General features: G+C 39.4%; 14 protein-coding genes and 1 pseudogene. 8 read left to right on the forward strand and 7 right to left on the reverse strand.

What is annotated here, in order from left to right:
* Nucleotides 1–7: 7 nt before the first annotated feature.
* A complete protein-coding gene (locus tag QL998_RS13750; RefSeq protein ID WP_024604848.1) occupies nt 8–790 on the forward strand; it encodes a CLCA_X family protein in 783 nt (260 codons plus the stop codon).
* Between the two features lie 48 nt (nt 791–838).
* Here the strand turns inward: QL998_RS13750 and QL998_RS13755 are convergent, their stop codons facing one another.
* Nucleotides 839–1,402, reverse strand: a complete 564-nt coding sequence (locus QL998_RS13755; protein ID WP_010554235.1) for a cysteine hydrolase family protein — start codon at nt 1,400–1,402, stop codon at nt 839–841.
* Between the two features lie 99 nt (nt 1,403–1,501).
* On the opposite strand from QL998_RS13755, the gene QL998_RS13760 reads away from it, so the two are divergent.
* Nucleotides 1,502–2,425, forward strand: coding sequence for a helix-turn-helix domain-containing protein (locus QL998_RS13760; protein ID WP_290192889.1), 924 nt, complete (start codon nt 1,502–1,504; stop codon nt 2,423–2,425).
* Between the two features lie 229 nt (nt 2,426–2,654).
* Here QL998_RS13760 and dcd read toward each other — a convergent pair whose 3' ends face one another.
* Nucleotides 2,655–3,239 carry a dCTP deaminase gene (gene dcd / locus QL998_RS13765; RefSeq protein ID WP_007582539.1) on the reverse strand — a complete coding sequence of 195 codons (585 nt, stop codon included), beginning with the start codon at nt 3,237–3,239 and terminating at the stop codon, nt 2,655–2,657.
* A gap of 6 nt (nt 3,240–3,245) precedes the next feature.
* Entirely contained in the window at nt 3,246–4,322 is a 1,077-nt protein-coding gene (gene apbC, locus QL998_RS13770) for an iron-sulfur cluster carrier protein ApbC (RefSeq protein ID WP_024604163.1), read from the reverse strand.
* Between the two features lie 187 nt (nt 4,323–4,509).
* Between apbC and metG the strand changes: the two genes are divergently transcribed.
* Both metG and QL998_RS13780 read left to right on the forward strand, forming a co-directional pair.
* Entirely contained in the window at nt 4,510–6,531 is a 2,022-nt protein-coding gene (gene metG / locus QL998_RS13775) for a methionine--tRNA ligase (RefSeq protein ID WP_290192890.1), read from the forward strand.
* Nucleotides 6,532–6,648: 117 nt separating this feature from the next.
* The gene (locus QL998_RS13780) at nt 6,649–7,296 is read left to right on the forward strand and encodes a bifunctional 4-hydroxy-2-oxoglutarate aldolase/2-dehydro-3-deoxy-phosphogluconate aldolase (protein ID WP_024604161.1); all 648 of its coding nucleotides are present in this window, start codon (nt 6,649–6,651) and stop codon (nt 7,294–7,296) included.
* 81 nt (nt 7,297–7,377) lie between these two features.
* Here QL998_RS13780 and lepB read toward each other — a convergent pair whose 3' ends face one another.
* Nucleotides 7,378–8,028, reverse strand: a complete 651-nt coding sequence (gene lepB / locus QL998_RS13785; protein ID WP_290192891.1) for a signal peptidase I — start codon at nt 8,026–8,028, stop codon at nt 7,378–7,380.
* A gap of 183 nt (nt 8,029–8,211) precedes the next feature.
* On the opposite strand from lepB, the gene QL998_RS13790 reads away from it, so the two are divergent.
* Nucleotides 8,212–8,712 carry a fasciclin domain-containing protein gene (locus tag QL998_RS13790; protein ID WP_149592549.1) on the forward strand — a complete coding sequence of 167 codons (501 nt, stop codon included), beginning with the start codon at nt 8,212–8,214 and terminating at the stop codon, nt 8,710–8,712.
* A gap of 81 nt (nt 8,713–8,793) precedes the next feature.
* Here the strand turns inward: QL998_RS13790 and QL998_RS13795 are convergent, their stop codons facing one another.
* The 3 genes from QL998_RS13795 to aceK all read right to left on the reverse strand — a co-directional run bounded on the left by QL998_RS13795 (nt 8,794) and on the right by aceK (nt 11,908).
* The gene (locus QL998_RS13795; protein WP_024604159.1) at nt 8,794–9,045 is read right to left on the reverse strand and encodes a DUF2999 family protein; all 252 of its coding nucleotides are present in this window, start codon (nt 9,043–9,045) and stop codon (nt 8,794–8,796) included.
* Between the two features lie 63 nt (nt 9,046–9,108).
* Nucleotides 9,109–10,071 carry a zinc-binding dehydrogenase gene (locus QL998_RS13800; protein ID WP_290192892.1) on the reverse strand — a complete coding sequence of 321 codons (963 nt, stop codon included), beginning with the start codon at nt 10,069–10,071 and terminating at the stop codon, nt 9,109–9,111.
* 64 nt (nt 10,072–10,135) lie between these two features.
* Entirely contained in the window at nt 10,136–11,908 is a 1,773-nt protein-coding gene (gene aceK / locus QL998_RS13805; protein WP_182196951.1) for a bifunctional isocitrate dehydrogenase kinase/phosphatase, read from the reverse strand.
* Nucleotides 11,909–12,025: 117 nt separating this feature from the next.
* Between aceK and QL998_RS13810 the strand changes: the two genes are divergently transcribed.
* From QL998_RS13810 to QL998_RS13820, 3 genes and pseudogenes are all read left to right on the forward strand, one after another.
* Nucleotides 12,026–12,973, forward strand: coding sequence for a LysR family transcriptional regulator (locus tag QL998_RS13810; RefSeq protein ID WP_182196953.1), 948 nt, complete (start codon nt 12,026–12,028; stop codon nt 12,971–12,973).
* A 74-nt stretch (nt 12,974–13,047) separates the two neighbouring features.
* Nucleotides 13,048–13,254: a hypothetical protein gene (locus QL998_RS13815; protein WP_008169332.1), complete on the forward strand. Its 207-nt coding sequence runs from the start codon at nt 13,048–13,050 to the stop codon at nt 13,252–13,254.
* Between the two features lie 365 nt (nt 13,255–13,619).
* Nucleotides 13,620–13,746 (forward strand): annotated as a pseudogene (locus QL998_RS13820) (IS5/IS1182 family transposase); the annotation flags it as partial.

Below are 13,746 nucleotides of genomic sequence, written 5' to 3' on the forward strand. Positions count from 1 at the left end.
ACTTGCAATGCGTAACTACCCTAACAGGCTAAAACGTGGCTTTACTCGCCAAGGCCCCGACTATCGCTTTGACGACCAAGTCGACTTTAGCGATATAAGAGATACCTTTGGCTTTAGATCTATGGTCGTCGGTAAATGGGTAACTAAAGAAGAGCGCTACATTAGCGCTAATTTAATTTACGATGCACTGGCCGACCTTGCACAAATACTGCATTTACCGCCCAAAGCTATTGGTCTTCGTGGCAAACTTAATTTTGCATTTGGTCATGGCGGTCAAAAAGGTGTACAAGCGCATTATAATGCAGCCTCTCAAACACTTGCCCTTGCAAAAAATGCAGGCGGTGGTGCACTTGCTCACGAATGGTTTCATGCGTTTGACCATCATATAAGCGAGCATTTATTTGCAGCAAAACCACGATTTGGTTTTGCCTCAAAATTATGGCTTTCAAACACGCCTAATTTATCGCACCCACTTAATAATGCTTTGAACAGTTTTTATAAAAATGTATTTTTAGATGAGCACGGCGTTGATGCAAATAGCTTTGTACAAACATGCATGGAACACGATAAAGCACAAAACATGAATTATATGAGCATGCCAGAAGAACTTGCTGCACGTTGTTTTGAAGCCTGTATTGAGCGGCATTCAAGTATAAAAAATAGCTTTTTAGTGGGGGGCTTACAAAGTAGTAATTTAATATACCCAAACGCTGAGCATATTAATAAAGCAAATGAAGCGCTTAACCAGTACTTTGAACTACTGGGTTATGCGCTTCATAAAATGGATTAAATCAGCTCATAAAGTGATGCTTAGCTAAACCATTACCTGTACTAATGGTTAGCGAACTAAATCTAGTAATTTGTTTGTGCTCTGAACATTACAATAACCAAAGCTCAATGCAGCCATAAATGCATGATGAACATTATGTGCAGATACTACCACCCCATTAAATTCAAGATCTAATGTAGCACAAGCATCATGTGCTACATGACATTCATAGCCAAAATCTACTGCAGCACGAGTAACAGCATCAATACACATATGGCTCATAGCACCAACAATAATCAACCTTTCAACGTTGAGCTCTTCTAGTACTCTTTGTAAATCAGTATCGCGAAAACTATTTATTTGATGCTTTAAAACGACCGGCTCACCTTCAATTGGAGTAACCGTAGGATGGATTTTCGCACCATCAGAGTTAGGCACAAAGAACGGAGCCTCGTCAGAAGGAAACTCATGACGAACATGAACTACAGGCATACCATTATCACGAAATTGAGCTAGTAGTATTGCTGCATTTTCTGAGGCTTTTTCAGTTCCAGACAGAGGCCATTTAGCTCCTTCGAATGTAGAGTAATAATCGTTTTGTAAATCAATAAGTAGTAATGCTATGTTAGACATAATAATCTCTCTTATGTTGTTTAGGTTATCTGTTGAGACTATTATGCAAAACATCAACTCATTACACCGATGGCGAAATAGCCATAAATCAGTTTAAAAATGACAAAGCATGTTCAGATCACAATTATCGACTACCCCAACGCCCTACAAAGTGCAGTACAAGGCTTTAAAGAGTTATTTTTTTTGGCAAACAGGATAGTTATAGAAAGCCAGCTTGAAGTTCAGTTCTCTGTAAAGGTCATTCAGCCCGATATAGATTTAGATGGGATGAGCCAAAGTGATATTATTATTCTCCCACCAAACTTAGATGGTGATTATTACTACACGCCTCAACCCAAGTTGTTGCAATACCTCAACGAGGCTCATCAAAAAGGGACTATATTATGCTCTGCTTGCGCTGGTGCATTTATACTTGCCAAAACAGGCTTATTAAATAATCGTGTTGCTACAACACATTGGCAATTAGCTGATGAATTTCATGAGACATTCCCCAAAGTATCTCTTGAGATTGAAAGTTTACTAATTAATGACGGTGATATTATTAGCGCAGGAGGGCTGATGTCATGGATTGATCTAGGGCTAGAAATCGTGGCTCAATTCACAAAACCACACGTTATGCGTACACTTGGAAAGTTTCTTATCGTTGATACGGGTAGAAGAGAACAACGCTATTACGGTAGCTTTTCGCCAAAACTTAATCACGGGAATAAACAAATATTACTAGTTCAGCATTTCATTCAAGCAAATTATAGTAAAACACTGAATGTTTCTGTGCTAGCAGCTTTGGCCTGTATGAGCGAGCGAACATTTCTTCGACAATTTACCCATGCCACAACATTAAAGCCGATACAGTATATTCAAAAAATAAGAGTGCAAAAGGCATGTGAGCTATTAGAATCGACCACTCACAGTTTTGAGCGAGTGGCTCTGAATATTGGCTATGACGATGTTAACAGTTTTCGCAAAGTATTTATTAAGATAATCGGATTAAGCCCTACGGCGTTTAAAGAAAGATTTGTTTGAATAGATAGTACCAAAGGGAAGAATCATTAATTACCGTTGTATTCTCACTTCACTATTAAAATAAATGGCTATTATTGTAAATATTGAATTAAAGGTATAAAACTTTCATCTTTATACTTAGCAAACTTGTTGCACACGCTTAATAAAGCAAATGAAGCGCTTAACCAGTATTTTGCACTACAGGGTTATGCGCTTCATAAAATGGACGAATAAAAGCTTTATTTAGTAATTACTTATCGTCACTAATACGACTTGCTACTGCGCTGTTTTGATCTTTATATTTTGCATCTTTACGGATGTTGTATGGGTTTTCACACGGGCCCGATAGCATTTCAAAGCTCATAGCACCAATTTTCATCAGTGGGCGAAGCGCCAGTGGTAATTTACCTGAGTTGTAAAACTCTAAAACAATATTACCGCTCCAGCCTGGGTCGATTCGGTGCGCAGTTACATGCACCATTAAACCTAAACGCGCAAGCGATGAGCGCCCATCTAACCACCCTACTATGTCTGCTGGCAGAGTTACTTTTTCGTGCGTTATAGCAAGTGCGAGTTCACCTGGGTGTAAAAAGAATGCTTCACCTTCATCAAGCACTATTTCTTCACTCATGATTGATTCCATGGCTTTATTTAGCTGATCTTTTGGACCACTTAAATCGACGTATGCTGCATTATGCGCATTAAAAGTTCTGAATTTATTACCTAATCGCAAATCGGCAGTTACGCCTGAAATCATGTCACTTGTTGGCGCAGGCTCAATAACAATGCGACCATCGCTTAGGTATTCATTAATATGTGTGTCTGAAAGTCTCATTATTTATTAATCTTCTGTAATCACAATTTCAATTGCATTGTGATGCTGTTGATAATAGAGCGTGCTGGCTATAAGCCTCGCTGCTGCGCTGTATGTTTTGCTTATCGCCGCGTCGTTATCGTTGGCAATAAGTTTTCCTTGCTCAGAATACTCGCGTATATCTATTGCAAGTGGAATATGGCTAAGTACGGGTACGCCGTGCTTGTGCGCAAGTTTTTGTGCGCCGTCTTTACCAAATACGTGGTTAGCTTCGCCGCAATGGCTGCAAATGTAATGGCTCATGTTTTCTATTAAGCCCAGCACTGGCACGTTTACTTTATTAAACATGGCAATGCCTTTTTGCGCATCGGCAAGGGCTAAGTCTTGCGGCGTAGTGACAATAACAGTGCCGCTCGCTGGTACTTTTTGGCTCATTGTAAGTTGAATATCACCAGTGCCCGGTGGCATATCTACAATTAAGTAATCAAGCTCGCCCCAATCAGTCTCGTTAAGCAATTGGCTAAGCGCGCCTGAAGCCATTGGCCCGCGCCATACGGTGGCGTCATCGCTTGGGACTAAAAAGCCAATTGACTGCGCTTTAATGCCGTTTGCATCAAAAGGCTGTAGCTGTTTGTTATCTTTAGTGACGGGCTCTGCACCCACCAAGCCTAAAAGCATTGGAATAGATGGGCCATAAATATCAGCATCTAAAATACCGACCTTTGCGCCTTCGTTTTTAAGGGCACCCGCCAAGTTAACAGCAGTAGTCGACTTACCTACTCCGCCTTTGCCTGAGGCAATAAGCACAATATGTTTAATCGCCTTAAACTTAGCTGCCTCTTTAATGATAACCTTGGCGCTAATTGTTACAGGCACATTTAAGCTCTCACTTACGTGCTGCTCCACTAAAGGCATTTCTGATTGCCCAGCAAATGGCAGGGTTAATTTAATGTGTAGTGATTTATCGTCATTTTGAGTAATAGTATTAATGAAGCTTTCGTCAATACCGACGGCAAAAGCCGCACTACGATATGCCGCTAAGGCAGTAATAATCGGTTGTTTTTGCACCGATTTAGAAGAGAATAGTTTCGACAGTCCAAACATAGCAATTAAATAGCGTTTCTTTGATGAAAAGTGCCACGGAATTATGTAACATTCAGGGCATTAACACCAGTCAATTAATAAAAATCCATGAGCTGTGCGCACTCTAAGCAGATAGCTTGTAGATAAATTAATGATAATTGCCGTTTGTATAATAAAAACGGCGTTTTATCCTCAATTCGGAATGATTATGACGCAGCGAAAGATCCTGATTACCAGCGCATTACCTTATGCAAATGGCCCTACTCACTTAGGTCATTTATTGGAATATATTCAAACTGATATTTGGTCACGTTTTCAAAAACTACAGGGCCACGAAGCTTATTATGTTTGCGCAGACGATGCCCACGGCACACCAATTATGCTTAATGCGCAAAAGCAAGGGATCACGCCTGAAGAAGCGGTAAAACAAGTGAGCATAGAGCGCCAACGCGACTTTGCTGACTTTAATATCAAATTTGATAACTACCACAGCACACACAGCCAAGAAAATAAAGAATTAAGCGAGCTTATTTATAACCGGCTAAACGATGCCGGTCATATTAAAAAGCACACTATTTCGCAATTATTCGACCCTGAAAAAGGTATTTTCTTACCCGATCGTTTTGTAACAGGTACTTGCCCAACGTGTAAGTCTGAAAACCAAAACGGCGACAGTTGTGATTCATGTGGTGCTACATACAGCCCTACAGATTTAATCAACCCACGTTCTGTAATGTCGGGCGCTGAGCCTGTACTTAAAGATTCTGAGCATTACTTTTTTGACCTACCAGCATTTGAAGGCATGCTAAAAGAATGGCTACACTCGGGCACTATTCAACAAGAAATGGCTAATAAGCTAGATGAATGGTTTACCGATGGCCTGCAGCAATGGGATATTAGCCGCGATGCACCTTATTTTGGTTTTGAAATTCCAAATGCACCGGGCAAATACTTCTACGTTTGGTTAGATGCCCCTATTGGTTACATGGCGAGCTTTAAAAACCTGTGTGACAAAACAGGCATCAACTTTGATGAATTTTGGACTGAGGGTTCAGACGCAGAGCTTTATCACTTTATTGGTAAAGACATTATCTACTTCCACAGCTTATTTTGGCCAGCAATGCTAGAAGGCGCTAATTTTAGAAAGCCAACTAACGTATTCGCTCACGGTTTTGTCACTGTAAATGGCGAAAAAATGTCTAAATCGAAGGGCACGTTTATTAAAGCGCGTACTTATTTAGATAACTTAAACCCAGAGTACTTACGTTACTACTACGCAGCAAAATTAAGCAGCGGTATTGTTGATCTTGATTTAAACCTAGAAGACTTTGCACAGCGCGTAAATTCAGACCTAGTAGGTAAAGTAGTCAACATAGCGAGCCGTTGTGCTGGCTTTATTACTAAAAAGTTTGATGGCAAGCTAAGCAGCACTATTATGCAACCAGAGCTTTTAGCTGAATTTCAAGCGGCTTCACCTAGCATCACAACACATTTCGAGAACCGCGATTACAGCCGCGCAATTCGCGAAATAATGGCGCTTGCCGACAAAGCAAACCAATTTATTGATGGCGCAGCACCTTGGGTATTAATTAAAGATGACACTAAGCAACAAGAAGCACACGAAGTGTGTTCTCTTGGTCTTAACTTGTTCCGCGTTTTAATTACTTACTTAAAACCAGTGCTACCAGAAATGGCCGACAACGTACAAGCATTTTTAAATGACGACCTTGCATGGGACGGCGTTCAAAATGCTCTCGTAAGCCACCCTATCAATAAATTTAAACCGTTAATGCAGCGTGTTGAAATGGATAAAGTAAATAAAATGGTTGAAGAATCTAAAGAAAGCTTAGCGCCAAAAGTAACTATTGACCCTAACAGCCCACTTGCAAAAGAGCCGATTAGCGACGAAATAGAATTTGATGACTTTGCAAAAGTAGACTTACGCGTAGCTAAAATTGCTAAAGCAGAGCACGTAGAAGGCGCTGATAAACTACTTAAGCTAACACTTGATTTAGGCGGCGAAACTCGCCAAGTGTTTGCAGGTATTAAATCAGCTTACGCACCAGAGGATCTCGAAGGTAAGTTAACCGTTATGGTCGCTAACCTTAAGCCTCGTAAAATGCGCTTTGGTATGTCTGAGGGCATGGTATTAGCAGCAGGTCCTGGCGGAAAAGAAATTTATATTCTTAACCCAGATGACGGCTCAGAGCCTGGTATGCGCGTAATGTAATATTACTCATACAATAAAAAACCGCTGATACATCAGCGGTTTTTTTATGGGCAAAAGCAATGTTTAGTCGTATATTCAATACGAATGCCTCTGTATTAAATAAAGTGAATTGTAATTATGACCCAAATTTTATATGCCAACAGAATAAAACTAAGTAGCCAAATAAAACAACACAAATTAGTCGCCATACTGCGCTTAAAGCAACAAGGTGATGTAGCACCATTAATTGATTGTTTAGTTAATGCGGGCATAAACGCACTCGAGATCACGTCAAATACACCGGGCTTTGAGCAAGAAATAGCAAAAGCTCGTGCAGCTCATAAAAACGCACTTATTGGTGCAGGCACAATAATTAACACCACCCTTGCTCAGCAAGCAATTGATGCAGGCGCGCAGTTTATTGTAACGCCAAATACCAACAAATCGGTTGTCGAACTTGCCCACCAGCACGGGTTACCAGTATTAATGGGCGCGCTAACACCTACCGATGTAGCAAATGCAATTGAATATAAGGCAGATATTATTAAGGTATTTCCTGCGGGCAGTATGGGCGTTGGTTACTTTAAAGCATTAACAGGTCCATTTTCAGAAGCACAATTAATACCTGTTGGTGGTGTGAATTTAGATAATTTATCACAATGGTTTGAAGCAGGTGCTTGTGGCGCGGCAGTAAGTGGCGATTTTTGTAAGGTATTAAATACCGAACAAGAGCGTAGCCACCTTACCAAGCTTGTAAAAAACTATATAAGTAAACTGCCTAAATAGGCAGTTTATTTTATTTATAAAATAGCCAAATGTGAGCTCATAAAATTTGATTGGGCGCTATACAAAATTAATTACTACTAATTAATTCAGCTTTTTCAATACGCGATCTTTTCTTGGTAGGTAATAATTATCGTAATCAAGTGACACTATAACGCGCTCTGCTTTTCCTAATAACTCGTTACGCGGAATTAAACCTATTACACGCGAGTCAGCGCTATTGTCGCGGTTATCGCCCATTGCTAAGTAATAATCATCAGGAATTGTAATTGCATCAAACCCCGATAAACGTGAAGGAATATTTGCCACTCTTATCGAATGCGCTAACCCGTTTAAATCTTCAATTTTATCAAGCGAGTCTATGTTGCTTCGCTGATCTGCATAATTAAGTTTTTTACCATTAATAATGAGCTCATTATTTTCAAGCGCAACGGTGTCTCTTGGCACACCAATTACACGTTTAATTAAACGGTTATCGGCAGCTTGTGAATCAAAAACAATAATATCACCAGCTTGTGGATCCGCTAATTTAAGTAATTTTATGTGCGTAAATGGGACGCGAATATCGTAGGCCATTTTATCGGTAAGTATTCTGTCACCTTCTTGAATGGTCGGTTTCATTGAGCCTGTTGGCACTTCGTACCAATCGGCAACAGCGCTTCTAAATACGCTCATCAGTGCAATAAATACGATAAGAGAGCGGTTATTTTTCCAAAACTTATAAACTAATTTCATGCCTATTCCCTTCAATTGAACAAGTCTTTAATTGAGTAACTATTTATATGACTTTGCTAATTAGCTGCAGTTCAATCAATGATGTAACAAAACATGTTGACTACTAATTTTAATTGATCGATTAAATTTAGAGCGTCGTAACATTTAACGAAACCAACGGGTATTAACTTAAAGGAAAATAAAATGTTTAAGAAAATTACTACTGCATTATTGTTTACAACTGCAAGCCTTGGATTTACTACAATGGCTTATGCTGATCATCATGGTATGAAAAAAGACGTTGTTGAAGTAGCCGTTGAAAATGGTTCGTTCACTACTCTTGTTGCTGCTGTTAAAGCCGCAGGTTTAGTTGAAACGCTGCAAGGTAAAGGACCGTTTACTATTTTTGCACCAACAGATGCTGCATTTTCTAAATTACCTGAAGGCACTGTAGAAATGCTACTCAAGCCTGAAAACAAAGACAAGTTAACGGCGGTATTAACTTATCACGTAGTGTCTGGAAAAGTGATGGCAGCCGATGTAATGAATGTAGACAGTGCGAAAACACTACAAGGCCAATCAGTTATGGTTAAAGCCGACAGCATGGGCGTAATGATAAATGACGCTAAAGTTGTAAAAGCTGATGTAAAAGCAAGCAACGGCGTAATTCATGTTATCGACACAGTACTACTTCCAAAAGAGTAGTCATAAAAGAATAAGCCAAATAAAAAAGCATAAGTAAATACTTATGCTTTTTTATTGTTTTATGTTTTATCACATAAAAAATTATTGATTTAGTTTTTCTTTCGCTTCTTTTACTTTTTCAAAATCTAAACCAAGTTCGTCAGTCGCTTCTTTAATAAGGTGCGGTTGAGTCATTACGACTGCCATTAGTTGCTGTAGTTTTTCTGGCGGAATACCAAGCTCTTGAACAAGCGCCATTGCCATCATTGGGTTTTGAGTAAACGCTTCAAACAATGCTTTTACTTTTTCGTCGCTTACATTGTTCTCTTTAAGTATTGCTAGTATTGGATTCATTATTAAACCTTAAGTGTTTTTTTATAGGGCTTAGTATATGGGCTAAACCCTAAAATTAAAGAGTTACTCTACAAGTAAAACAACTTTACCAGCATTTTCATTACGCTCTAAAATAGCATGAGCTTCGTTTGCGTCGCTCCAAGGCAATATTTTATACAGGTTAAAGTCGTACTTTTTAGTGGCAATATCATTGTAAAAGCGTGCTACAAAGTCGTCGCGCACCTGGCGTTTAAACTCAATACTACGATTTCTAAGCGTTGAGGCATGAAACGAAATACGTTTGCGTAAAAGCGCGGCAAAATCAACTTCTGCAAAACGTCCATCTAAAAATGCAAGCATTACAATTTGGCAATCCATCGCTGCAATAGCGGCATTTTTATTTAAGTAACTCCCCGAAACAGGATCTACAATTGCATTTGCTGTTAACTCATTTGCTTTCATATATTCTACAAAGTCGGTAGTTTTGTAGTTAATTGCATGATCGGCACCGAGTTCTTTTACGTGTTGGCATTTGTCATCCGTACCGGCAGTAATAACTACGGTAGCACCTGCGCTTTTAGCCATTTGAATTGCGGCACCGCCCACACCACTAGCACCTGCATGAATGAGCGCTGTTTGCCCTTTTTGCAATTTACCAAGCTCAAATAACGCGCCAAATGCTGTTAGGTACACTTCGCTTATTGCAGCGCCTTCAGCCATTGTTACATCATCGGGTAATTCCATAAGCTGCTTTGCATCAACGGCTACATATTCACTGTAAGCGCCACCAGAACACAAGGCAAAAACACGCTTATTAAGCCAAACTCTATCAACTTTACCGCCAATATCGCTAACAACACCGGCACATTCTAAACCTAAAATAGGGCTATCTCCCGCAGGGGCCGGGTATTTACCTTGGCGCTGCATACTGTCTGCACGGTTTACACCTATTGCTGCAACTTTAACAAGTACTTCATGGCTCTTTAAAACCGGCTTTTCGGTTTCACTAAATGCAAGATTACCATCTTCATGAGAAATATATTTCATTGTTGCTCCAAGTTTAAAAACTGTAATAACATATAGATGGGGATGAACACAGATTCAAACAACCTCAAAAGCGCCAACTTTGTTTGTAAGGATAAACATCGGGTAGATAACCATTGTGTACTTGTTGCTGACAACCTTGCCAAAACGTCGCTAAAAACAAGTTACTGTGCTCATTATTAAAATAATTAAACGCAATCTCGTTGGCGCTAAAAAACACCTTAAATTGGCTCGGAAATATATCGTTTTCAGCTATATCAAAATACGAGTTACTACTTAGCTCTTCAAGTGCATTTTGGGTTTGTGGCACCTCTCTAAAGTTGCAATCGGTTAGTGGGCAAATTTCGTCAAAGTCGTAAAACACCACTCGCCCCCATCGCGTTACGCCAAAGTTTTTCATTAGCATGTCGCCCGGAAATATATTAGCACCGGCTAATTCTTTAATTGCTTTACCGTAATCATGCATAACTCTCTCTAAGGTTTTGTTATCGCATCGGGTAATATATAAATTAAGCGGGGTCATTTTACGCTCAACATAAACGTGCTTTAAAATAAGTGCCTTGCCAGATATAACCATGCTGCTGCCAATTTGGCTTTTCATCTGCTCAAGCAGTTCATCGCTAAAACGGCTTAAATCAAACGCTAAATATCTAAATTCGTGTGTGTCTACCAAACGACCAACCCTATCGGCTTGTTTTACAAAGTTATACTTTTCTTTCACTTGTGCTTTGGTGGCTGTTTTTGGCGCACTAAATTTGTCTTTAATTACTTTATAAACGTAATCTAGCCCTTCAATAGTAAATACCAGCATTACCATACCTGGCGTCCCTGCTGCTGTAACATACTTAAAGTTGGCTGGACTATTTTTAGTCGTATCAACCTTGTGTCGATAAAACTCAGTTTTGGCGTGCTTTATAAAACCAATGGCGTTAAATAACTCAAAGCGTTGTTTATGTGGCATTAACACACTTAAGTAATCTACATAACGAGCGGGCTTATCGGTATCAACCATAAAATAGGTGCGTGCAAAACCAAATAATAAACTTAATTGATCGGCGCCCATCATTACAGCATCAAGCTTTAGTCCCTCATCGGTATTTAAAATAGCAATGGCAAAAGGCATGTTGTCGCCATTTTTAGCAATGCAGCGCCCAATTAAATAACAGGCTTTGTTTCTAAAAAATAATGAGTTGGCGTATTCAATATAACCGTCGTTTAAATTTATAAGTTCGTACACCTGTTTGCATTGCTGCTTAGCGCCTTGCATTAACGTACTTTGTAATGTGGCTACATCGCGTTCTAAATTACTAAACGGCACTCTAAATACTTGATTAGTGATAAGCGTTTTAACGGCGTTATTAAACCCATTATGTAGCGATACCCTACTCACTAAGCTTTCATAAGAGCGTGGCTCACTACGATACTTTGCTTTTAATACAAACAAATGCACAGTACGAATCTTTTTATCGTCCCAAATTGCGCCAAATGTTGAGTTAAAAAAGGTATGCGCAATAGGTTTATTTTCGTGATTTTGTACCATATCGCCATAAATATTTTTAGCTAACTGCCACGTTTGCGGGCAAGTAAGTTCAGCATAAGCAATAACTCTGACGGCTTCACTCACGTTTTTAACTTCGCGCTCATACACCTGTAAACGTTCACGCATAGCACTTTGTACACTGTGATACTGTCGTTGTTCAAACCGGCTTTGTGCACCCAGTGTAATATTTAAAAATTGCGAAAACATCGCCTCAAATCCAGCAAAAACAGATCGTGCAAGCTTACTGGCTACAACGTGTTGTAGCGCATTATTAGATTGATTTGTTAGCTTATTTTGCATAAATACAGCACTTATATTGATGCCAGTTATGGCGGTTATTTTTCATTAATGGTTTACACCTTAGCAAGCAGGCTTTAATTTAGATAATTAATAAAGCATATAATTTAAATTGATCATATGAATATAAGAAACGTCGACCTCAACTTGTTAGTTTACTTAAATGTACTCATTGATGAAAAAAGTGTTTCAAAAGCTGCGAATAAGCTCGCGCTTACGCAACCTGCTATGAGTAACGCATTAAAACGTTTGCGCGATTTATTTGACGACCCGCTACTGGTGCGTGCCGCAGGCTCTATGACGCCAACGGCAAAGGCACTTTCATTAAAGCCTGAAGTTGAGGCCCTATTAAAAATGGCTGAAGCTATTACGCAACCTAGTGAGCAGTTTAACCCTGCAACTGCTGAAGTTACGTTTAGAATAATGGCAAACGACTATATAGAGTCGACCTTAATAGCCCCTTTTATAACGGCGCAGCTTAGTAAAAACCCCGGTATTAATTTTGATGTATTGAGCCCAAGCGACGTAAACCTACAAGACATGGAAAAAGGCACTATAGATTTAGCCATAAACCGCTTTAACGGCCTACCACGCTCGTTTCATCAAGCCAGTGTATGGCGAGATAATTACTGTTGTTTAACCCATCCTAAAAATACATTTTTACAACAATCAGGGTTAGACGACTACTTACAAAAAGAACATATTTGGGTAAACCGTGCAGGTTGGGGGCCGGAGGCCGCTGTTACTAATAAATCGGGAAAGCAAAAATTAGGCTGGGTAGACGAAGCCCTTTGGCAACTAGAACAAACCCGTAAAATACGTGTTTTTACTCGCCACTACATGGTCGCAAGCCTGCTTTGCCAATCAGAGCAACTTATTGCCACCCTACCGCGCAGGCAAGCTAAGTTATTAACTTCTCATACTGATTTAGTAATCAGCCCGGTGCCATTTCAAATAGTCCCTATTGAAGTAAAAATGATATGGAGCCCACTGCTGCACCATGCCCCTGCACACCAATGGTTAAGACGTGAGTTATTAGCGTTTGCTAAAACGATTGCAGATAGATAAATTAAATACAGATATGTTGAGTTATAAGTTTCGAACAAGCTCGGTTTTATACAATAACTTCAAATGGAGAAAAAATGGATAGTGCATCAATAATTGCATGGAGTGTTTTGTTTGGCGGCATAGGTATTGGCTACCTTACTTACGGGCGAAGAAAAAAAGCCGTAGTGCCACTTTGTATTGGTTTGTCGTTATTGGTGTTTCCGTACTTTATGACTAGTGTTAGCATGCTGCTGATTGTAGGCGCTATTTTAGTGGCTATTCCCTACTTTATTAAAATTTAACATTACTACTGTTATTGCTATTGTTACGGCTAAATAAAATACACGCGAAAAATAAAAAAGCGCCACGGTATTCAACTTTGGGAAAATACCGTGGCGCTTTTGGAAATCGTCGATATAGGAATCTACCTACAGCGTATTATTAGCAAGCTTAGTACCAACTTCATAAAATAATTAAAATTCAATAAAAACAATTAACTAAAATTCCTTCTTTATTCCTTAACTCCTCCCCTTGTTCCAGTTTTGTGCACACTTTCACCGCATTGCACCAAATTAATTAGGGCGTGTTGATCTTTGTGGTATGAAAAACAAACAGCATGAAGATAAGGTATAATTGAATTCGCCAGAAAACTTTACACCGAACCTACATGCCAAGATTAATGTTAACAGACGGGACATGGAATGTCTTATCAAAAGTAATGTACTTAAGTGGTCGAATTTATAATAAGCCCGACCATAGAAAAACGCTCGAAGGCATACTGTATAAGATGCGCA

Origin of the sequence: Pseudoalteromonas sp. APC 3691, from assembly GCF_030408135.1 — a bacterium.
GTDB lineage: Bacteria > Pseudomonadota > Gammaproteobacteria > Enterobacterales > Alteromonadaceae > Pseudoalteromonas.